We start from the raw sequence: 22297 nt of genomic DNA on the forward strand, positions 1-22297 counted from the left end.
TAACGGGAGCATACAATGCACACTAATCCAATGTTTAAGGCGGCCCTTGGGGCCGCCGGTATGGCGGCAATCGTTACCTTGGCAGGCTGTGCTAGCCCGCCCAATAACGACCGGACTGATATAGTCGATGCCAAGAATGGCTTTCCGGCGCTGGATGATAAATGGTACGACGGGGGTAAGTTTGTTGAACCTGAAGCCATCCTGCGTATTCGTGAAACCCAGAGCAAGCATCAGGTTCGCAAGTTGCTGGGCGACCCGCATTTCAGCGAAGGTTTCTTCGGTGTACGTGAGTGGGACTACGTCTTCAACCTGTATACCGGTCAAGGTAATGATTATATAACCTGTCAGTATAAAATTGTTTACGATAACGATATGGCTCTGGAAAGCACGCACTGGCGCGACCAGCAGTGCCCCGCACTGTTAGTGCCAATCGAAGTGGAAGAGGTGGAGGAAGACCGGCTGCTGACGCTTTCTGGTGATGTGCTGTTCGATTTCGATAGTGACGAGCTGACATTGGAAGGCCGTCGTGCTCTGGATCGCGTGGCCGAGCAGACATTGAACGACTTCACCTTGCCGGGGTTGATGGTGGCTGGCTACACCGATCGTTTTGGTAGCGACGATTACAATATGCGTCTTTCTCAGGCTCGATCAAATACGGTTGCCGATTATCTGGCAGGCAAAGGCATTATGCGCAGTAATATTGACACCATTGGCCGAGGTGAAGCCGATCCGGTGGTGGAGTGCCCAGGTACACGTGCAACTGCGGCAGTGACCGAGTGCTTGCGACCTAACCGTCGGGTTGAAATTACGGTGACTGAACTACAACGCTAAACAATAGCAACGAGACAGGACGTTTGACGGTAGGTGCAGTCAAACGTCCTTTTATTTTTAATAGTTATATTAGTGCTTGTTAAGTCATAAAAGTTAACACTATTTTTGACTATAAAGCCCTTTTAAGAAAAACTTGCTGGGCCTATTCTGGTCAATGTAACGCTAGGAGAGTTGAAACTTCTGGCAATAAAAGCTTTTATATCTGTCGCCTGGGTTTTTAACCAGTCAGACTCACCTGTTAAGGAAAAGAATCATGAGATTATTTGGTTATTTTGCCACCTTCATTCTGTCCGTTATCGCAGCGGTTGGTCTTTCAATTGTCAGTATGAATGCACTGGCTGAACAGGATAGTGAGAAAAATCAAAGTGCTAGAGTTGATCAGGGGTCTGTATGTGTTGCTTCCAGCGATGAGCAGGCACTTGACTGTCCTGAAGGCGAAATGTTTATGGCGCGCCTAGCCCTGAGCGAGGTCGATGTTCAGAATCCTCTGGTTAGAGAAAGTCGTTTGCTGAATACCATGGCGCTTTACTGCGATACCAACTATCAGGTTCATCAAACCCAGGCAGGCGTTTTATGTGTGTTAACCCATGAGCGCATCAATGTGGCTGCTCAAGAAGAAGCTGCTGCAGCAGAAAGCGAAGTGGAAGAAGTCGTTGAAGCTAGTGAAGAAGAATCAGTTGAAGCGGCAGAATAAAGAGTGGACATGTTTATCTTTTTTAAAATTTCACTTTTATTAATATTTTAATTTCTTATTGGTCGGGAAGAGTTTGAATGAATAAGCCACGCACTACGCGTCGTAAAAGCACTAAAGCAGAAGCAACTGAAAAACAGGTATCTGCTGAGAATCAGGGTGATAATAATATGACTGAGAATAGCACCGCTGACAACAGCGCCTCCGCCAAGCAAGAAGCCGTCGCGGTAGGTGAGAATAGCCAGCAGCCAACGATCACTATCGACGGCAAGGAATATACCCTCGAAAGCCTGGGTCAGACAGGCCGCGAGCAATTGCAGAACCTGCGTGTTACCGATCAGGAAATGCAGCGTATGCAGGATCAACTGGCAATTACCCAGACGGCGCGTAATACCTATGCACGTATTCTGGCTGAAGTGGTTAAGGATATTACCCCAGTTAAGTAATAAGCCTCCTATTGCTCCCGGATATCGCTTGTCCGGGAGCGATGTTCCAAGGCCTTTCAATTCAGCCTTCCAGTAATATTATTAAAGAGAGCTTACACCATGAAGCTTGCTCAGCGGCCAAAAGTTGTTGTTTTTGTTGCTATTGTGGGTGCTTATGCAGCCCTATCCGCAACACCGGTTCATGCTGATTATGAAAAGGGTCTGGATGAATATCAGAATGGCAATTTTGCGTCAGCGGTTCATGAGTGGCGCACTACCGCAGAGCGTGGCGATGGTGAATCCCAGTTTGCACTGGGCATGATGTTTGAACGTGGGCAGGGCGTTGGCCAGGATATGGATGAAGCCTATAAATGGTATCGGTTAGCGGCGGATAACGATGAGGTGGATGCTCAGGTGCGGCTTGCCGGAATGTTTCTGCGTGAAGAAATTGACGGTAAGGGGCCTGAAGATGCGATTGAGTGGCTACAGCGCGCCGCTGAAGCAGAAGATGTTCCCGCTCAGTTCCAATTGGGCTTGATGTACCTTGAAGGGGTGGGCGTTGATGAAGACCCCGCATTGGCTGCGCGGTGGTTTTCTCTGGCAGCTGAGCAAGGCCATATTCCTGCTCAGAATAATATCGGCAGCCTTTACGAAAATGGGCGTGGCGTTGAGCAGAGCTTTACACGCGCTTTTGAATGGTATGAGCGCGCAGCTAAACAAGAGGATCCTTTCGCTCAGAACAATCTTGGCGCCATGTATGCCCGAGGAAGCGGCGTTGAACGTAATCATGCTTGGGCCGTTTTCTGGTTTGTTAATGCGGCTCGCGGTGGTAATCAGCTAGCGTTGGAAAATATTACGATTAGCCGACAAAGCCTCACGCAAAAGCAGATAGCCGCTAGCCGGGTCAATATTCGTGCCGGTAATAGTACGGATAATGAGCGTGTGGCTCAGTTGGAGCGTGGCACCACTGTTTATGTGCTGGGTAGCACTGATGGCTGGAGTCAGGTGCATTTCGATGGTGAGCAAGGCCCCATGCTGGGCTGGGTTTCCAATACACTGATTGAGTAATCCTGGAAATAATTTTTGACAATTATATTTTTTTGTTTACATTTATTTACCCCGTGGTGTATCCTTCAGATAAACAGATGCATATCAATAACACTCCCTCGGTATATGACCACCAAGGAGTTATCATGAAGAATATCCACCATGCCACTCGTCACATCCTGAGGTTTGCTTGCCCGCAGGCTTCGCGTCTTTCTTTTGGTAAATTTGCCGTTGTTTCTGTTGCTTCCTTGCTGTTGTTGTCTTCGCCGTTGCTCGCAACAGATAAACCATCAAGTATGGCTGAAAGCAGGATCTTTGATTCTACCTTGAGTTTGCCTGCTTCAACCTTGTCAGATGCTGTCCGTCAGAATAGTGACATGCCTAAAGTGCATAAGGTAATGCCAGGCGATACCCTTTGGGATATTGCCAAGCGTTATTTTGATGACCCCTATGAGTGGTACTTTCTGCAGCAGGTCAATACCATTGATGAGCCGGTGATGTTACAGCCAGATACCCTGGTTGACCTGACCTTGCAGGATGCTTTCCCACTGTCAGTGCTATACCTTTACGGTGACGCTTGGCTAATCGAGGGTAGCCAAAGGCTGGCACTTGAACAGGGTATTGTTGTTGATGAAGGTGATATCGTCGAAACGGGTAGAGGGGCCTCACTGACACTGGAAATGAGTGACGGTGCACGCGCTGTCGTGCCTTCCAACTCTCGCGTGATGGTGAGCCGTGATGGTGAACGCGGTATCCGCCTGATTCTCGAAAAGGGTGAGGTTGAGTCCCAGGTGCCTTCTCGGCAGAACCCTGGCCGGCCTTACAACATTCAAACGACCAGCGGTGTGCTGGGTGTGCGTGGTACGCGCTTTGCAGTGGGCTATGGTGGTGATGCGGTGCTGTCTTCAGTCTATGAAGGCAAAGTGGCTGTACAGAGCCAGCAAATGTCTGAGCGCGCTCAAGTCGCTGCAGGGCAGGGAACGCGCATTTCCCAGCAAGGTGATATTGATGTTGTCGGCCTGTTGGCAGCACCGGAGCTGCTTAGTGCGACATCGCTGGCGGGCGGTGATTTAGTGGTGTTGATAAAACCGATAGCACCGGCAAGCAGTTATCGTGCACAGTTGGCACGCGATGCTCAATCGTTGGATGTGGTTGCCGATCAGCGCAGTATCACGCCAGAAGTTATTTTTCCTGAGCTTCCTGCTGGTGAGTATTACCTGCGCGTTGCCGCTGTTGGAAGCCTGGGCGTGGTAGGTGAATATTCCCAACGCTTGATTCAGCATTTTTCAACCGGTGTGACTGTGACTCGGGAAGGCGATGCCTGGCGTTTTGATTGGAAGCGCCAGAACGATACGCCTAGCAGGCTTGAGCTGGCATTTGATGAAACCTTTGAGCGACCCTTGATAAGCTACCCGCCTGTCACCACTGGGGCACTGCTGCTGCGTCAGGTGCCGGATGGCGAAATCTTCTGGCGAGTGGTCAAGCTGGATGGTGAGGGCAACGTCGCCAGCGTTATTGATAGCGGCCTGCTTGATGCCTCAGGATAATTACCAGTCTTCCGGTGTCCGCCTGACCCAGGCACTTCATCGGCGCTTTGTTGTCACTTGGTGGGCAACGGTAAGCCTTCTTCTTCCCGTTGCTTTTCTGATTTATAGTATTTCTCCGTTGCTCTCTGATAACTATCTTTATGACACCTGGTTATCGTCCCAGTCTACCCCACCTTCTCAGGATATTCTGATTATCGAAATTGACGAGCCGAGCTTGCAGTGGCTCGGGCGTTGGCCCTGGCCGCGGGATATTCATGCGCGTCTGGTTGAAAAACTTGATGCAGCCGGTGCGTCAGCGGTGATACTGGATATTCTGCTGATTGAGTCGAGCCGGGATCCACAGCAAGACCAGTTGTTGGTAGAGGCCATGAAGGCGCACGGTAATGTCCATATCCCCCTTGCCCTGTTACCCGAACGTACCTCTGGTGCCCCCTTTCGTGACACCTTGATGCCTATACCTGCCCTGATGTCGGCGGCAGCATCAGTGGGCCATATTAATATGTCCCTTGATAGTGATGGTGTTGCCCGTGAAGTCGTGTTGAAAGAAATGCGCGATAATACTGCCTGGCCACAATTAATGGCCAGTGTGGCAGGCATCCCCACAGAGGCGCTGGATGCCACTCCTGTGCGTATTCCTTATCGCGGTTGGCCTAAACATTATCCCTCTGTGTCTTACCATGATGTGCTGGAAGGACGTTTGTCAGAATCTTTCCTGAAAGACCGTATTGTGCTGGTTGGCATGACCGCCCTGGGCATGGGGGATCGTTACAATATGTCATTGCTTTCGAGCGAGTTGATGCCAGGGGTAGAAGTGCATGCTCACCTGCTGGATGCCTTGCGTGACGATAATCTGATTTATCAGGTGCCGCCATTCACAGGGGCTTTGCTGGCAGGTTTGCCGATTATTATGCTGATGTTGCTGGCTTGGTGGTTGCGCTTTCGCTTTATGCTAGGGATTGTCATTTTGCTTTCAGGCGTGGCAGTAGTTGGCTCGCTGTTTGCCCTTAGTTCGGGCTGGTGGTGGCCGCCTTCTGCCAGCCTGATTGCTCTTGGGTTGGCGTTTGTCGTGATTGTCTGGCGCAGCCAAGCCACGCTGTTATCCTGGTTTGAGCAGGAGCTGAAGCTGCTTTACCGCGAGCCGCCGATTCTACCTTATCGGCAGGTGTTGGCGCCGAATGAAGGGGGCAAGCTCTATCAGCAGCTGCAATCGCTGGAGTTTGCCCTGACCCGCCTTGTTCAGGGGCGGCGTTTGATACTGGATGTGATGCATTCGCTGCCGCTACCGATTTTTATCCTCAACGAAGATGGCTCTGTGCTACTGGTAAACAACAAGGCTGTGATGCTGGGCGAAAATGGTAAGCGTGCCCAGCCGCTTCAGCATATTGAAGATCTGCCGGAAGTGGTTAGCTTTGAGGAAGAGCGCGAGTTTGCTGCTCTATGGCCACCCACCGCCTTTGATGGCGAGAACCCTCCTCCTATATTGACCGGCGGGTTGTGCAAAGATGTTGATGGTAGCACCTACCGGTTGGAAATGGGGCGTCTGACAACATCGACCAGCGCCATGGGCGGTGGCTGGCTGGTTTGGCTGGTAGACTTGACCAGTGAAGTGACGATCGAAGCCCAACGTGCCAACATGCTGAATTTTCTTTCACATGATATGAAGACGCCTCAGACCCGTGCGCTGGCGCTTATTGACGCTCAGCAGGAGCCTGAAAATGCGCTACCTGAAGCAAGGTTTTATGAACAGATTGAACTGAGCCTGAGAATGAGCCTGGGTATGATCAATGACTTTATCAGCTTGACCCGGGCTAAATCCTTTCGTTTTGATCATGATTTTATCCTGCTTGAAGACCTGGTGATGGAAGTGCTTGATCAGGTGCGCCCGCTGGCATGCTCAAAGCGGATCGAAGTGAGCAGCGAGTTCAACGCTGAGGATGGCGCCCCGGTTCTAGGCGATAAAGGCTACCTGGCCCGTGCCGTCTTCAACCTGATAGAAAATGCCGTGAAATATGGCCGTGAAAATGGCCGGGTACAGGTACGTGTGAGCGCTAATGAGGAGTGGGCGACTCTGGAGGTCATAGATGACGGTGTGGGTATTGCCGATTCCGATATAGAGCGCATTTTTGAGGATTTTCAGCGTAGTGATAGTGCCAATATTGCCAAAGGCCATGGTTTAGGGCTGGCACTGGTAAAAGCCGTTGCCGAAAAGCACAGTGGTAGCATCAGGTGTAACAGCCAGCTGGGTAAAGGTAGCCACTTTATCTTCAGAATTCCCAGCTGCCCGCTGGATTAATTCAATGGTTCAATAGCGTCAACATACATCTCGACGTTACCTCCTTCCCTTTGAACTGCATGGAAACGCACATTCAAATCCCGTAAGGGCATCCCGTAGACTCGCTCTGAATCGTTGGCATGATACGCAGGGCGCGGATCCTGGCTGATCACCTGACGAATCAGTTCACGCAGTTCTTCACCGTCCTGGCGTGACAACAGCCTGCTTTCCGATGCTGGTGAAAAGCTGACGTTGAGAGCCTTGGGCGGTTCTGGTGCGAAACCGGCGCAGGCATCAGGGTGAATATCTGCCCAGGGCAGGTAGGGCTTGATATCGACAACCGGCGTACCGTCGACAAGATCGGCGCCTTTCAGGTGTAACCGAACTCCCTTTCTAGTATCAATACGTTCAAGGGCGACCAGCGATAGCCCCATCCGATTGGGGCGGTTGGGGCTACGGCTGGCAAATACGCCTACCTTCTTGTTGCCGCCTAATCTGGGTGGCCGAACCATGGGTGCCCAGCGTTCAGGGTTTTGATGGAAGATAAAGCTGACCCATAAATGGCTGAAATCTTCCAGGCCGCGTACGCAAAGCGGATCATCAAACGGGGGAACAAGGGTAAGAATGGCGCTGGCGGCGGTGACCAGCCCAGGTTGACGCGGTACACCAAACTTGTCCGGGTAATCACTGCTGATGTAGCCAATCGGTGATAAGCTGAAATGTAGGGCGTTATTCGGTTCAGACATGGCGTTTAATGATCTGGTTGAGAAATAGGGTGGCTGAAGACCTGGCTTGGCAGATGGCCGCTTATCAGTATAAGCTGAATTGTTATCTTTTGATTGCTTGGCACTTTTTGAGATAACAAACACCTTGATGTCCATGCACTGTGTGATATCCACAGACCCTGACTCCAGCTTTGATACTAACAGGAGAGGCAAAGATGGCAGACGTGTTGGCTCCACCTTCCGCGACAAAAACATCACGGATTGTTTATCGTCAGGCCTTGATGCGCGATGCCGCTGATCAGGCAGAAGTTTTTTATCATGCGGTGATGCAAGGGGCCTCAAACCACTATACCTTGGCGCAGCGCCGCGCCTGGGCTAACGTGCTGCCCCGTGAAGCCAACGCCTGGGCGGCGCGCCACCTGCTTTACACAACGCTGGTTGCCACCAGTGATAATCGCTGCGTTGGTTTTATCGAGCTGGATGGGCGCAGCGGGCGAGTCGAAACCCTTTATGTATGGCCGTCGTTGGCGGGGCGAGGCATCGGCACTACGCTGTTGATTCATGCCGAACGTCTCCTGCTGGAGGATGGCCACGCAGCGATTGAGATCGAGGCCAGTGAAATGCTGGTTGACCGTCTGCGCCGCCGCGGCTGGGACAACTTGAACGAGCAGCTGGTGGAACGGGGCGGTGAGCTGTTAAAACGCTACCGCTTACGTAAACAGCTAAATGCGGTTGAAACCTGATAGGGGATAGGTGAATGGTTAGTGGTGAATAGTAAACTATTCACCATTCACCATTCACCATTCACCATTCACCATTCACCATTCACCATTCACGACCCATTATAGGTCTCTGTAATTCGCATCGACAGATCAATGGCTTTTATGTCCTTGGTCAGTGCGCCGCTGGAAATGCAGTTAACTCCGGTGTCAGCAATCGCCCTGAGCGTGGTGGCGTCGACGTTGCCTGAGGCTTCCAAAGTGGCACGTCCTGCTGTGCGCTTGACCGCTTCGCGTAGCTCTTCCAGCGAGAAGTTATCCAGCATGATGGTATCGGCACCGGCTTCCAATGCGGCGTCAAGCTCAGCAAAGGTTTCCACCTCGACTTCCAATGGCAGGTCGCTGGCCAGTTTGCGGGCCTCTTTGACCGCAGCGCCAATGCCACCACAGGCAGCGATGTGGTTTTCCTTGATCAAAAAGGCATCCCATAACCCGATGCGGTGATTATGACCGCCTCCACAGGTCACGGCATATTTTTGTGCCAGGCGCATATTGGGCAGGGTTTTGCGCGTATCAAGCAGGCGCGTATCCGTTCCGGCGAGTAAATCCACATAGTGCCGGGTGGCCGTTGCCGTTGCCGAAAGCGTCTGCAACACATTCAACGCAGCGCGCTCACCGGTCAGTAAGCTGCGGGCTGGGCCTTCCAAGGTCAGAAAGGCCTGGTCTGCTTCCAGGCGGTCACCGTCAGCCGCCTGCCAGTGCAAAATAACGCGGCTATCCAAGCGGCGAAAAATTTCATCCACCCAGGCAACCCCGCACAACACAGCAGGCTCGCGAGTGATCACATTGGCCTTGGCCCACTGTGAATCAGGAATCAGCTGTGCCGTCATATCGCCCGGGCCAACATCTTCTGCCAACAGGTGGGCAGCATTGGCGCGGATTTCTTCAGCGAGGGCAGTGTAGTAGTGCATGGCAGTGTCAATTCCCTTGGCGTTAATGGTCTGGCGACCAGTATAGTGAATTAGATCCCTGAACGTCATTGTCATGTCTAACAGAATGGAGTCTGCAGCAAATGCCGGAGTTTTCAGATCAACGCGCTCCCTTAAAGTCAGTCAGCCGTTGGGTGCCATCGCCAAACGCCGATGAGCGCCCTGATGGGGAAGTGTCAGTGATCGTTTTGCATGCCATCAGCCTGCCGCCGGGTCAGTTTGGCGGCGATGCCATTGAGGCGCTGTTTACCAATCAACTGGAGGCTCAGGCGCATCCGTATTTTACCGGCATTGCCCACTTGAGGGTCTCGGCACACTTTCTGATTCGTCGCGACGGTGAGTGCGTGCAGTTTGTGGAGACCGGGCGCCGCGCCTGGCATGCCGGTCGTTCGCGCTGGTGGGATGCACGCTGTGAAAAGTGGCGGCAGGCGCTGAATGATTTTTCTATTGGTATAGAGCTTGAAGGCGATGACGAAACGCCTTTTACCCAGGCGCAGTACGCGACGCTGGCCAGCTTGGTAGATGATTTGCTGGTTCATCATCCTCAACTCGACCTTTCCCGGGTCACCAGTCATGCCAAGGTGGCGCCTCTTCGCAAGAGTGACCCTGGGCCAGCCTTCGACTGGGCCTATTTTTTCCAATGTCTTGATGATTAAGCTGTAATTAGCAGCAGAGCAGTTAAAAACACGTAATAAAACGGTAGTTTAACTACATCAAAAAAATGATACAGCACAATGGGTTCTGTAATCTATTGCTTATGCTGCGGTGCACTATGCTGTTTTCGGTACGGTTTTACCAAGATTCAGAATTGGCAGTGTGGTGACTTTGCGGTATCTTCTGCCATACGAAAAGCTAATTTTAAATTCATGTTAGTAGCTTTACTACATTTTGCTATTCTCCCTGAATCGGTGGCATTGCTGCTGCATCAGGGTCTACATTGAACTGTTAAGTCAGTGTCTTAACTGCAGAGCTGCTGATCGTCAGGACAGTTCAGGCCCCATTTCGGTTTGCGGGGCATTCGTTATTTATCGTCATTCGGAGAGACCTCAATGAGTCTGGAGACAAAAGAAGATCTCGATCCGCTCGAAACCCAGGAGTGGCTTGATTCCCTGGAATCGGTGTTGGATCGAGAGGGTGAAGAACGTGCCCGGCACCTGATGACTCGCTTGGCGGATCGCATGCGCCGGGATGGTATGAAGGTGCCCTTTTCGGTGACGACTCCGCACCGCAACACCATTCCGGTTCATCGCGAAGCCCCTATGCCGGGCGACTTGTTCATGGAGCGCCGTATCCGTTCCATGGTGCGCTATAACGCCATTGCTCAGGTTATTCGCAATAACCGTGCCAAACCCGGCCTGGGCGGCCACATTGCCAGCTTCATGTCCTCGGCCACCCTTTATGATGTTGGTTTCAACCACTTCTTCCGTGGCCCTGAGGGCGATTTTGACGGTGATCTGGTGTATATCCAAGGGCACGTCGCCCCAGGCGTCTATGCCCGCGCTTACCTGCTGGGTCGTCTGTCTGAAGAGCAGATGGACCGCTTCCGTCAGGAAGTCGATGGCGACGGCCTGTCTTCCTACCCGCACCCCTGGTTGATGCCGGATTTCTGGCAGTTCCCGACGGTATCCATGGGTCTTGGGCCGCTGATGGCCATTTATCAGGCCCATGTGATGAAGTATCTCCACTCCCGCGAAATGAAGGATATGCAGGATCGCAAGATCTGGTGCTTCATGGGTGACGGTGAGTGTGATGAACCGGAATCTCTCGGGGCGATTTCCCTGGCTGGCCGCGAAAACCTGGATAACCTGATTTTCGTGATCAACTGTAACCTGCAGCGCCTTGACGGCCCTGTCCGTGGCAACGGGCGGATCATTGATGAACTGGAAGGCGTCTTCCGTGGCGCTGGCTGGAACGTGCTCAAGGTTGTCTGGGGGCGTCACTGGGATCCGCTGTTCGAGCAGGACAAGAAAGGCATCCTGCAAAAACGCATGGATGAAGCCGTTGACGGCGAATACCAGAATTACAAGGCCAATGGCGGCAACTATACCCGTGAGCACTTCTTTGGCAAATATCCTGAGACCGAAGCCATGGTCAAGGATCTGTCCGATGATGATATCTGGAAGCTCAACCGCGGCGGCCATGACCCCTTCAAGGTGTACGCGGCCTATCACGAGGCGGTCAATAACGCCAATGGCAAGCCGACGGTCATCCTGGCTCACACCGTCAAGGGATATGGCATGGGCAGCGGCGACGGCGAAGCTGCCAACGAAGCCCACCAGGTCAAGAGCATGGAGTACGAAGCGCTCAAGACCTTCCGTGACCGCTTTGGCATTCCGCTGACTGACGAGCAGCTCAAAGACGTGCCTTACTACAAGCCGGACGATGATTCGCCCGAGCTCAAGTACATGCACTTGCAGCGTGAGCGTCTGGGCGGTTTCCTGCCTCAGCGCCGCCATGATTTCGAGCCGCTGGCGATTCCGGGGCTGGATGACAAGGCCTTTGCCTCCCAGATGGGCGGTTCCAAGGGTCGTGAAGTGTCCACCACCATGGCCTTTGTGCGCGTGCTCAATGGCTTGGTCAAGGACAAGAATATTGGTAGCCAGGTCGTGCCGATTGTGCCCGACGAAGCGCGTACCTTCGGCATGGAAGGCATGTTCCGTCAGTTGGGTATCTATACCTCTGAAGGGCAGAAATATGAGCCGGTCGATAAAGGCCAGATCATGTTCTACCGCGAGGATCAGAAAGGCCAGATCCTTGAGGAAGGGATTTCCGAGGCCGGTGCCATGTCCGCCTGGATTGCTGCCGCCACCTCTTATGCCAACCACAGCCTGCCGCTGTTGCCTTTCTACGTTTACTACTCGATGTTTGGCTTCCAGCGGATCGGCGATCTGGCCTGGGCGGCCGGCGATATGCAGGCGCGTGGCTTCATGATCGGCGGCACCGCCGGACGTACTACGCTCAACGGCGAAGGTCTGCAGCACCAGGATGGCCACAGCCTGATCCAGGCCTCCACCATCCCTAACTGCAGAAGCTATGACCCGACTTACGCCCATGAAGTCGCGGTAATCATGCAGGATGGTCTGAAGCGGATGTTTGTCGACAAGGAAAACTGCTTCTACTACCTGACGGTGATGAACGAGAACTACGAGCATCCTGCGCTGGACGAAGTACCCGCTGATGACATCATCAAGGGCATGTACCTGCTGCGTGAAACCCAGGGTGACAAAGGCCGCGTTCAGTTGCTCGGCTCTGGCACCATTTTGCGTGAAGTGGAAGCCGGTGCTGAACTACTTGAAAAGGATTGGGGCATTGCCGCAGATATCTGGAGTGTGCCGAGCTTTAACGAGTTGCGCCGTGAGGCTCTATTGTTAGACCGCGAAGCTTTCCTCAACCCGGATGACGAAGCGCCCAAACCACACATTACTCAATGCCTGGAAGGCCGCGATGGCCCGGCGATTGCCGCCACTGACTATATGAAGCTATACGCCGATCAGGTGCGCGCCTGGGTGCCGACGGATTACAGCGTATTGGGTACTGATGGTTTTGGTCGCTCAGATACCCGTGAAAAGCTGCGTTACTTCTTTGAGGTGGATCGTTACTTCGTGGTTGTGGCGGCGCTGAAGGCGCTTGCTGACCGTGGCGATATCAAACGCAAGCATGTTGGCGAAGCCTTGAAGAAATACGGCATCGACCCGAACAAACCCAACCCGCTGACCAGCTGATCCGCAGCCCGGCGGGCCTTGCCCGCCGGCTTGATCCGATTTTAAAGGAGCGCGACCTTGAGTAGCGAAATCATCAAAGTCCCCGACATCGGTGGTGACACCGATGTTGAAATCATCGAGATTGCGGTGTCAGAAGGCGACGTTATCGAAGCGGAAGACACCCTGATCACCCTGGAATCCGACAAAGCCAGTATGGATGTGCCTGCCCCCAAGGGCGGTAAGGTCATCAAGGTGCTGGTCAAGGAAGGCGACACTGTTTCTGAAGGTGACGCCATCGTTGAAATTGAAGCCGAAGGCGGTGGCGACAGCAGTGGTGGCGACAGTACAGAGAGTGCCGCGCCTGCAGAGTCAGCACCTGAGCCAACTGCCGCGCCCGCCAGTGAAGCCCCCAAGGCTTCAGCGTCTGCAGGTGGTAAGCAGACCGTCGACATCAAGGTGCCCGATCTGGGCGGCTCGGATAATGTCGAGATCATCGAGGTGGCGGTTAGCGCCGGTGATGAGGTCAACGCTGAAGACACTCTGATTACTCTGGAGTCTGACAAGGCCTCCATGGATGTGCCCAGCCCCCATAGCGGCAAGCTGATTGCATTAACCGTCAAGGAAGGCGATACCGTCTCCGAAGGCGATGTGATCGGCCAGATGGAAATTGCCGGTGGTAGTGGAGATGGCAGTGGCGACAGTGCTGCCGCTTCCAGTGACGCAGCGCAGCCCGCAGCCGAACCGGCCTCCGCTGCGCCACAGCAGGCCGCACCTGAAGCATCAAACGGTGGCGCGCCTGAGCGCAAGGAAATCCGCGTACCGGATCTGTCTGGCTCGTCGGATGTGCCGATCATCGAAATCGGCGTAGCGGCTGGCGATGAGATCAATGAAGAAGACCCGTTGATCACTCTGGAGTCTGATAAAGCCTCCATGGATGTGCCTAGCCCCTATAAGGGCAAGCTGCTTGAGCTGACCGTAAAAGAAGGCGATACGGTTTCTGAAGGCGATGTGATCGGCTATATCGAAGTGGCTGGCGCGCCAGGAGCCGCTGCCCCGGCACAGGAACCCGCCGCAGCGCAGCAGGCGCCTGCCGCTGCCAAGGCACCTGCCGCTGGGGCTCCCAGCCCGGAAGCCCAGATCGCTGCACAAAAGCCGCGTGATGCCAAGTTGGTGCATGCTGGCCCGGCCGTGCGCATGCTGGCCCGTGAGCTGGGCGTGGATCTTGGTCTGGTCAAGCCCACCGGCCCGAAAGAGCGCGTGCTGAAAGAAGACGTGCAGAACTACGTCAAGCAGGCGCTGGCCAATCCGCCCAGTGCCAAGCCAAGTGCGGCACCGGCGGCTGGCGGTGCGGGCATTCCGCTGATTCCGGAAGTCGACTTCAGCCAGTTTGGTGAAGTGGAAGAGAAGCCGATGGGTCGCCTGCTCAAAATGGGCGCGACCAATCTGCATCGCAGTTGGCTGAACGTGCCTCACGTCACCCAGTTTGATGAAGCGGATATCACTGAGTTGGAAGCCTTCCGTAAGGCAATGAAAGCTGAAGCTGAAGCTCAGGGCGCCAAGCTGACGCCGCTGCCCTTTATGGTCAAGGCCTGTGCCTTTGCCCTGAAGAAATTCCCCCAGTTCAATGTCAGCCTGAAAGGCGATGGCGAAACCCTGGTTTGGAAAAAGTATGCCCACATCGGGATTGCTGTGGATACCCCGGATGGCCTGATGGTGCCGGTGGTGCGTAACGCCGATCAGAAATCGCTGATTGAGATTGCCAAGGAAATGGCGGAGCTTGGCAAGAAGGCTCAGACCAAGAAGCTCAAACGCGATGAAATGACCGGCGGTTGCTTTACCATTTCAAGCCTTGGCTCGATTGGTGGCACGGCCTTTACGCCGATTGTCAACGCGCCAGAGGTGGCGATTCTTGGGGTTTCCAAGGCGCAGATGAAGCCTGTCTGGGATGGCTCAGCTTTCCAACCACGCTTGATGATGCCGCTATCGCTTTCCTATGATCACAGGGCGATTAATGGCGCCGATGCTGCGCGCTTCACCGCCTTCCTGGCGGATGCGTTAACGGATATTCGCCGCTTGCTGCTTTAGTAAGTTCGGTTTGGTTAGCATTGGCTTGATGAGCACAACGGCGCCTTAGGCGCCGTTTTAACTGCAACCGGTTTTATCAGCCGCGGCCAGCAAGCGGTGATATTGACCTGGCGACCAAAGTGCAACAAGCTCTATCTGGCTGTTTTGCCTATTAAAATAACAAGAAAAAGATCGTCTGAGCCTTTAGGAGAGTTGTGCCGTCAGTGAGGCGCAGGTATTGTCGATCATTAAATTTTTGGGTTGGACTTTCTTTCCATATTTATTTAATAACGCTTTTGTTAATCGCGTTTTAATTGAAACCGTCTTGATTGACAGTGTTTTTAACGAAAAAGGAGCAATTCCATGCGTTTGATCCTGTTAGGCGCCCCGGGCGCAGGCAAGGGGACTCAGGCTCAATTTATCTGTGAGCAATACAATATTCCGCAGATTTCTACCGGTGATATGCTGCGGGCGGCGATCAAGAACGGTAGCGAACTGGGCCTCAAGGTTAAAGAGATCATGAATACCGGCGGTCTGGTGTCCGACGACATCATCATTGATCTGGTCAAAGAACGCATCACCCAGCCGGATTGCGAGAACGGCTTCCTGTTTGATGGTTTCCCCCGCACCATTCCCCAGGCGGATGCCATGAAAGAGGCGGGCGTCAAGCTCGATCACGTGCTGGAAATTGCCGTGCCGGATGAAGAAATCGTTAACCGCCTGGCAGGCCGTCGCGTCCACCCGGCGTCTGGCCGCGTCTACCATGTGGACTACAATCCGCCCAAGGAAGCAGGCAAGGATGACGTGACCGGCGAAGCCCTGATCCAGCGTGATGATGACCAGGAAAACACGGTGCGCAACCGCCTGGCCGTCTACCACGAGCAGACCGCACCTCTGGTGGATTACTACCAGCAGTGGGCCAAGGAAGACCCAGCCGCCGCCCCGGCCTACCACCGCGTGGAAGGCGTTGGCAGCGTGGATGACATTACCCGTCAGGTGAAAGAAGCGCTGGCCTAACAGGTGTAATAAGTGACGTGACAGCTTGCCTCTCGTCTTTTTTGATGGCCCGCCTTGTGCGGGCCATCGTCGTATACGGGCGCGGGCGCTATAATGGCAGTCATTGCTGATATGACTCATGGCTAACGCCATGAACCTTTGACCGACTGATACCGATAAGAGTGCCCTTGCTATGTCGTTAACCCTACTGGCACTGGATGCGTCTTCCAGCGCCTGTTCTGCTGCCTTGCTACGCCGTGATGCTGAGCAGACGACCTGCCTGGCGCGTTTTGAAATGACCCCCCGCGCGCATACGCGGCGCCTGATGCCGATGATCAACGAGGTGCTGGCAGAGGCGGGCCTTGCCCCCACCCAGCTGGATGCGGTTGCCTTTGGGCGCGGCCCTGGCTCCTTCACGGGCCTGCGTATTGCCGCGGGCACGGCGCAAGGCTTGGCCTACGGGCTTGACCGCCCCTTGTTGGGGGTGTCGACCCTGGCGGCGCTGGCGTTACAGGCGCATCGCCGCTTTCATCTGCAGCATCTGGTGACCGCACTGGATGCCCGCATGGGCGAAATCTACTGTGCCAGCTGGCAGTGTGTGCAAGGCAAGCTGACGCCGCTGAGCGATGAAGCAGTGCTAGCCCCTGAGCATTTGCGTCTGCCTAATGATCAGGTTGAATGGGTCGGCGTTGGTTCAGGCTTTACGCTCTGGGAGACGTTTCCAGCCGACGTTCAGGCCGCCATGCTGCAGCATCTGGATGACCTTGAACCCAGGGCCGAGGAGATGGCCTGGCTGGCCGCTGACGATTTTGCCGCAGGGCTGGGCCAGCTCGCCTGGCAGGTGCAGCCGGTCTACCTGCGTAACGATGTGGCGTGGAAAAAGCCGGCATGACGCTGGCAAACATTGCACTGCCCCCAGGGCTGGCGCTTGAGCAGGGCAGTGAAGGCATGGTGTTGGTGGGGGATGAAAAGCGCTTTGGCAAGCCGCTAAGGGTGGATTTTACCGCTGGCAAGGTTGCTCACCGTCGTCAGTTTGGCGGTGGCCGTGGACAGCTGATTGCCAGAGCCTGTGGGTTAGCGGGAGGCATTACGCCTAGTGTCGTGGATGCTACTGCCGGCCTTGGCCGCGATGCCTTTGTGCTGGCCAGCCTGGGGGCTGAGGTGTTGATGATTGAACGCGTTCCGGCGATTGCCGCCCTGCTGGAAGATGGCCTGAACCGGGCCCGTTGTGATCAGGAAACCGCTGAGATTGCCGCCAGAATGCGGCTTTATACGGGAGATGCCACTCAGGCGCTGGCCACTCTGGTGGCCCAGGCTGGGTTCGCCCCTCAGGTGGTGCACCTGGACCCCATGTTTCCCCATCGCGAAAAGTCAGCCCTGGTCAAAAAGGAAATGCGCCTGTTTCGCGAACTGGCCGGTGACGATCACGATGCGCCCCGTTTGCTGGAAGCCGCGCTGGAGACAGCCACCCATAGGGTGGTGGTCAAGCGGCCACGCAAAGCGCCACCGATTGAAGGGCCAGCGCCGCAGCATGTGATTGAAGGCAAGACCAGCCGCTATGACCTTTATGTTCACCGTTCACTGAAGCGTTGATTCACCACTCACCACTCACCACTCACGGCCTTTAAGAGCGCCGCTGGCGCTTGCCACGTGGCTGCTGCTTGCCTCGAGGCGAGGGTTTGACGGGTTCAGGCGGCACCCGGTAATGCAGGTAAAGATCTAGCACTAGTTCAGGAAGTTGGGCGACCAGCGCTTCCTGGCGCTCAATATCGCCTGCCAGTTCCGCCATATCCGGCTCGTCTTCAAACAGACCGGAAAGTAGCATGAAGGGTAGCAAGAGGGTGGCAGCAGCTTCTTCGTCTTCAGCGAACCAGGCGGCTTCATCGCAGAAGACGCCTTCCATAAAGCCCGCGCACCAGTCGCCAATCGGGGTTTCCTCCGCGCTCAAACCGCCCAGGGTCAGCTCGAATGGCAACTCGGGGAGGCCACCCTGTTCGAGCACTGCCATGGCGTTGCGGCGCAGGCTGGAAAGCAGCATGATGATATCATCGCGCTCGGCATCATTCTGATAGCGCGGTTCGCCCTGAAACAGCTCCACAAGCCACTGTTCGGCGGGCAATTCACTGGGCGCTACGGCCAGTGCCAGCATGAAGCCATGGGCAGAAATCAGGTCGAGGGCATCTTCATCGACCTGATCGGAATCCAGGAACTCATCCAGGCGGTCTAGCTCTTCATCTTCCAGCAGGGGTTGTGGTGGAAGGGTTTGTTGAGCAGGTGTCTCGGGAGCGTCAGGGCGGGTTGACATACAAAGCCTCACTAGCAATTGGCATGACTGGAACAAGTAACAGGATCAATGATGGGCAGTTTACCATTAAATAAGGCGGTGCCTCTGCCAGCCTGGCCTGAAAACCAGCTGAACGGGATGGGCGATAGCGAGCTACATCAGGCTGCCCGGGTGCGCGCGGAACAAGCCTGGCAGCATTGCCGTGAGGTCTATCCGGCGTTGCCTTCTCCACAGGTGTGGTTTGATCTCAAGGGCGCCAGCGCCGGGCAGGCGCATCTTGGACGTGGGGGCTTGCGCTTTAATGCGGTCTTGCTGGGTGAGAATCGTCGGGCCTTCTTTGATGAGGTGATCCCGCATGAAATGGCCCACTGGCTGGTATTTCATTTGCAGGATGGCCCGCGCCTCAAACCCCACGGCCGTGAATGGCAAAGGGTGATGGTGGGCCTGTTTGGTTTGCCACCCCGGGTAACTCACCGCTTTGATATTGGGAAAGCGCAGCCCCGACCCTACCTCTATCAATGTGGCTGTCAGGAACAGGGGGGTAACCAACATAGATTTACTGCTCAGCGTCATGCGCAGGTACGCCGTGGGCGTCGCTACCGCTGCCGGTCATGCGCTCAGACCTTGGTCTATTGTGGCCAGGAATTGCCAAAAAGTTAGACATAAGCTATTGTTATAAAAAGAAAAAATGTTAATACCAATGTCTAAAGGGAAGGTTGCGCTGTGAGGTTTATGCTAGTAACACTATTTTAACGCCGGAACAGCATCATAATAAAAACCGGTAACATTCCCAAAGCCACTTTCTGACGTTGGGCTGTATTAAGATATCTTTATCAAAAGCTTGGTTTAACGTCTTCTGCAACACGCTTTACTGAACGTTTGAGCAAGCGGCTTGGTTCAACAGAAAGTGCATTTTTCACGGACAGAGGCAACTTCATGAGCGAACAACAGAACGTCTATCCGGTGAGCGAAACTTTCGCCGCCAATGCGTGGGCCGATGAAAAGACTTATCAGGCCATGTATCAGCAGTCAGTGGATGACCCGGAAGGCTTCTGGGCCGAGCAGGCGAAACGCCTTGATTGGATCAAAGCGCCCACCAAGATCAAGAACACTTCCTATGCCCGCGATAACGTCGACATTCGCTGGTTTGAAGATGGCCAGCTGAACGTGGCAGCCAACTGCCTTGATCGCCACCTAGCGACCCGCGGCGACCAGACGGCGATTATCTGGGAGGGAGACGACCCTGCGGATGCCAAGCACATCAGCTACCGTGAACTCTATGAACGCACCAATCAGGTCGCCAACGCACTGAAGGAACTGGGCATTCAGAGGGGTGATACCGTTACTCTGTATATGCCGATGATTCCTGAAGCGGCCATGGCCATGCTAGCCTGTGCCCGGATTGGCGCAGTTCACTCGGTTGTGTTCGGTGGCTTCTCACCGGATGCGGTTGCCCAGCGTGTGATCGGGGCGGACTCCAAGCTGGTGATTACCGCCGATGAATCGGTGCGTGGTGGCAAGCATGTTCCGCTGAAGGATAACGTCGATGCTGCCTTGACCCGTGACGGCACGGATGTGTGCAAGAACGTTCTGGTCGTCAAGCGTACCGGTGGCGATGTGGACTGGAACGAAGGTCGCGACCTGTGGTTCGACGACATGGTCGATAAGCAGTCAACCGAGTGTGATGCTGAAGCCATGGGCGCTGAAGATCCGCTGTTCATCCTCTACACCTCAGGCTCGACCGGTGCGCCCAAGGGCCTCAAGCACACGACAGGCGGCTACCTAGCTTACGCTGCCATGACCCACCAGTATGTCTTTGACTATCAGGAAGGTGAAGTCTACTGGTGTACGGCGGATGTTGGCTGGGTCACCGGCCACAGCTATATTGTTTATGGGCCGCTGGCCAACGGCGCGACCACCCTGATGTTTGAAGGGGTGCCGAGCTACCCGAGCCATGGCCGCATGGGCGAGATCGTTGACAAGCATTCAGTCAATATTCTCTACACAGCGCCCACAGCCGTGCGCGCCCTGATGGCGCACGGCGACAACGTCATGGATTCCAGTAATCGCGATAGCCTGCGTCTGCTGGGGTCAGTGGGTGAGCCGATCAACCCTGAAGCCTGGGAATGGTTCTACCGGGTGATCGGTAATGAAAAATGCCCGATCGTCGATACCTGGTGGCAGACAGAAACCGGCGGCATCATGATTGCCCCGCTACCTGGCGCCACACCGCTCAAGCCAGGCTCAGCCACGCGGCCATTCTTCGGTGTTCAGCCAGCGCTGGTGGATAACGAAGGCAACCTACTGGAAGGCGCTACCGAAGGCAATCTGGTGATTCTAGATGCCTGGCCGGGTCAGGCGCGTTCCATCTGGGGCGACCATGACCGCTTCGTGCAGACCTATTTCTCCACCTACGATGGCATGTACTTCACCGGTGACGGCTGCCGCCGTGATGAAGACGGTTATTACTGGATCACTGGCCGCGTTGATGACGTTCTGAACGTGTCCGGTCACCGTATGGGTACCGCCGAAATCGAATCTTCTCTGGTGGCCCATGAAGCGGTGGCAGAAGCCGCTGTGGTTGGCTTCCCGCATGATATCAAGGGTCAGGGTATCTACATCTATGTCACCCTGAATGACGATGCCGAGCCTACCGATGAGTTGAAGAAAGAGCTCACCAAATGGGTACGCAAGGATATCGGCCCGATTGCCTCACCGGACATTATCCAGTGGGCGCCTGGCCTGCCGAAAACCCGTTCGGGCAAGATTATGCGGCGCATCCTGCGCAAGATTGCCGCCAACGAATGCGATGGCTTGGGCGATACCAGTACGCTGGCTGACCCAAGCGTCGTGGATGAGCTGATCGAGCATCGTGCTATCAAGTAGTAGCGCCTTGTCACTTAGCTGATCCATCCAGATAAGGGCGAGCGCTACTTATGGTTCGCCTGCTTCAAGACTGATGTAAACCGTGCCGGCTTCTAAAGCCGGCACGGTCGTTTGCATGGCCGTCCTTTTTCGCTCAATCTGCACTGATGCGTTTTGCAGGTTCATGTATTAGCATTATATTGAACAGGGTGTGTTAGCTTTCTTACTGTAAATATAACAATTTGTGCCCATGGCGCTTGGGAATGGATAACGCCATGGGGTACCATGCCAACACAGAATAAGCCTAACGTCGCGGCAATACGCTAGCTGTTTAAGAACCGGAGGAATATCCATGGCCATAGCTCATAAATTCATTGTTGCAGACGATCACCCCTTGTTTCGCGCTGCGCTGACCCAGGCGCTGCGTCAACTGGCTCCCCAGGCGGAGATCGTTGAAGCCGATACCATGGAAGCCACTGCTGAAGTGGTTAACCGCCACCCGGACGCTGACCTGATTTTACTGGATCTGCATATGCCGGGGGCCCACGGTTTCTCAGGGCTGATTCAGCTGCGTGGCCAAATGCCGGACATTCCCGTAGCGGTGGTGTCAGGCAGTGACGAGCCTTACGTGGTGCGCCGTGCGATTGATTACGGCGCCTCCGGCTTTATTCCCAAGTCGTCTTCCTTGCAGCTGATTGCCGAAGCCGTTGGAGAGATTCTTGAGGGTGAAGTCTGGCTACCAGAAGCGCTGGCGGGCGTTCTTGATGAAAGCAGCGAAGATGAAACCAAGTTTGCTGAAGCCATCGCGTCTTTGACCCCTCAGCAGTTTCGGGTGCTGAATATGCTTACCGAAGGCCTGCTCAACAAGCAGATTGCCTACGAACTGAGCGTTTCAGAAGCCACCATCAAGGCCCACGTCACGGCCATTTTGCGTAAGCTCGGCGTCCATTCTCGCACTCAGGCGGTTATTGCCGCCCAGAAACTGGAAGTTGAACCGCCGAAAGTGTCTTCCTGAATAGTAGTGAGTAGTGAGTAGTGAATGATTGGTATGGTTCCAGGAATGACGCCACACTTTTTACGATTCACGATTCACGATTCACGATTCACGATTCACGATTCACGATTCACGATTCACGATTCA

The 22297-nt window shown here is 54.5% G+C and carries 19 protein-coding genes; 16 read left to right on the plus strand and 3 right to left on the minus strand.

Translation table 11 applies throughout. The annotated features are described in order from the left end of the window. The first annotated feature begins 15 nt into the window (after positions 1-15). From OR573_02710 to OR573_02735, 6 genes are all read left to right on the plus strand, one after another. Positions 16-831 (plus strand): OmpA family protein, encoded by an 816-nt coding sequence (locus OR573_02710; GenBank protein ID XGA80589.1) that lies wholly within the window; start codon positions 16-18, stop codon positions 829-831. A gap of 253 nt (positions 832-1084) precedes the next feature. Then, entirely contained in the window at positions 1085-1525 is a 441-nt protein-coding gene (locus OR573_02715; GenBank protein ID XGA80590.1) for a hypothetical protein, read from the plus strand. Positions 1526-1692: 167 nt separating this feature from the next. After that, positions 1693-1968: a DUF6447 family protein gene (locus OR573_02720; protein XGA80591.1), complete on the plus strand. Its 276-nt coding sequence runs from the start codon at positions 1693-1695 to the stop codon at positions 1966-1968. A gap of 99 nt (positions 1969-2067) precedes the next feature. Further along, positions 2068-3015 carry an SH3 domain-containing protein gene (locus OR573_02725; GenBank protein ID XGA80592.1) on the plus strand — a complete coding sequence of 316 codons (948 nt, stop codon included), beginning with the start codon at positions 2068-2070 and terminating at the stop codon, positions 3013-3015. 356 nt (positions 3016-3371) lie between these two features. Then, a complete protein-coding gene (locus OR573_02730) occupies positions 3372-4541 on the plus strand; it encodes a FecR domain-containing protein (protein ID XGA80593.1) in 1170 nt (389 codons plus the stop codon). Next, a complete protein-coding gene (locus OR573_02735; protein ID XGA80594.1) occupies positions 4450-6834 on the plus strand; it encodes a CHASE2 domain-containing protein in 2385 nt (794 codons plus the stop codon). The genes OR573_02730 and OR573_02735 overlap by 92 nt, the downstream gene beginning before the upstream one ends. Here the strand turns inward: OR573_02735 and tsaA are convergent. After that, positions 6831-7559 carry a tRNA (N6-threonylcarbamoyladenosine(37)-N6)-methyltransferase TrmO gene (gene tsaA, locus OR573_02740; GenBank protein XGA80595.1) on the minus strand — a complete coding sequence of 243 codons (729 nt, stop codon included), beginning with the start codon at positions 7557-7559 and terminating at the stop codon, positions 6831-6833. The two genes, OR573_02735 and tsaA, sit on opposite strands and share 4 nt — an antisense overlap. 194 nt (positions 7560-7753) lie before the next feature. Here tsaA and OR573_02745 point away from each other — a divergent pair, with 194 nt between their 5' ends. Further along, positions 7754-8281 (plus strand): GNAT family N-acetyltransferase, encoded by a 528-nt coding sequence (locus tag OR573_02745; protein XGA80596.1) that lies wholly within the window; start codon positions 7754-7756, stop codon positions 8279-8281. Positions 8282-8370: 89 nt separating this feature from the next. Here the strand turns inward: OR573_02745 and nadC are convergent, their stop codons facing one another. After that, positions 8371-9228, minus strand: coding sequence for a carboxylating nicotinate-nucleotide diphosphorylase (gene nadC / locus OR573_02750; GenBank protein ID XGA80597.1), 858 nt, complete (start codon positions 9226-9228; stop codon positions 8371-8373). A gap of 101 nt (positions 9229-9329) precedes the next feature. Here nadC and ampD point away from each other — a divergent pair, with 101 nt between their 5' ends. The 6 genes from ampD to OR573_02780 all read left to right on the plus strand — a co-directional run bounded on the left by ampD (position 9330) and on the right by OR573_02780 (position 17600). Next, positions 9330-9902: a 1,6-anhydro-N-acetylmuramyl-L-alanine amidase AmpD gene (ampD, locus tag OR573_02755; GenBank protein XGA80598.1), complete on the plus strand. Its 573-nt coding sequence runs from the start codon at positions 9330-9332 to the stop codon at positions 9900-9902. A 393-nt stretch (positions 9903-10295) separates the two neighbouring features. After that, positions 10296-12968: a pyruvate dehydrogenase (acetyl-transferring), homodimeric type gene (aceE, locus tag OR573_02760; protein ID XGA80599.1), complete on the plus strand. Its 2673-nt coding sequence runs from the start codon at positions 10296-10298 to the stop codon at positions 12966-12968. Positions 12969-13025: 57 nt separating this feature from the next. After that, positions 13026-15032 (plus strand): pyruvate dehydrogenase complex dihydrolipoyllysine-residue acetyltransferase, encoded by a 2007-nt coding sequence (gene aceF / locus OR573_02765; protein ID XGA80600.1) that lies wholly within the window; start codon positions 13026-13028, stop codon positions 15030-15032. Positions 15033-15374: 342 nt separating this feature from the next. Next, a complete protein-coding gene (adk, locus tag OR573_02770) occupies positions 15375-16028 on the plus strand; it encodes an adenylate kinase (GenBank protein ID XGA80601.1) in 654 nt (217 codons plus the stop codon). Positions 16029-16200: 172 nt separating this feature from the next. After that, the gene (gene tsaB / locus OR573_02775; protein XGA80602.1) at positions 16201-16899 is read left to right on the plus strand and encodes a tRNA (adenosine(37)-N6)-threonylcarbamoyltransferase complex dimerization subunit type 1 TsaB; all 699 of its coding nucleotides are present in this window, start codon (positions 16201-16203) and stop codon (positions 16897-16899) included. Next, on the plus strand, positions 16896-17600 hold the full coding sequence (locus tag OR573_02780; GenBank protein XGA80603.1) for a class I SAM-dependent methyltransferase: 705 nt from the start codon (positions 16896-16898) through the stop codon (positions 17598-17600). Before tsaB ends, OR573_02780 begins: the two co-directional genes overlap by 4 nt. A gap of 31 nt (positions 17601-17631) precedes the next feature. Here OR573_02780 and OR573_02785 read toward each other — a convergent pair whose 3' ends face one another. Next, complete coding sequence (locus OR573_02785) at positions 17632-18312, minus strand: YecA family protein (protein XGA80604.1); 681 nt, start codon at positions 18310-18312, stop codon at positions 17632-17634. A gap of 51 nt (positions 18313-18363) precedes the next feature. Between OR573_02785 and OR573_02790 the strand changes: the two genes are divergently transcribed. The 3 genes from OR573_02790 (at position 18364) to OR573_02800 (ending at position 22171) form a co-directional block, all read left to right on the plus strand. Further along, positions 18364-18951 carry a SprT-like domain-containing protein gene (locus OR573_02790; GenBank protein XGA81651.1) on the plus strand — a complete coding sequence of 196 codons (588 nt, stop codon included), beginning with the start codon at positions 18364-18366 and terminating at the stop codon, positions 18949-18951. A 276-nt stretch (positions 18952-19227) separates the two neighbouring features. Continuing rightward, positions 19228-21177, plus strand: a complete 1950-nt coding sequence (gene acs / locus OR573_02795) for an acetate--CoA ligase (GenBank protein XGA80605.1) — start codon at positions 19228-19230, stop codon at positions 21175-21177. Between the two features lie 331 nt (positions 21178-21508). Beyond that, complete coding sequence (locus tag OR573_02800) at positions 21509-22171, plus strand: response regulator transcription factor (GenBank protein ID XGA80606.1); 663 nt, start codon at positions 21509-21511, stop codon at positions 22169-22171. Positions 22172-22297: the final 126 nt, after the last annotated feature.

This window comes from Halomonas sp. CH40 (genome assembly GCA_041875495.1).
In the GTDB taxonomy this organism is placed as follows: Bacteria; Pseudomonadota; Gammaproteobacteria; order Pseudomonadales; family Halomonadaceae; genus Vreelandella.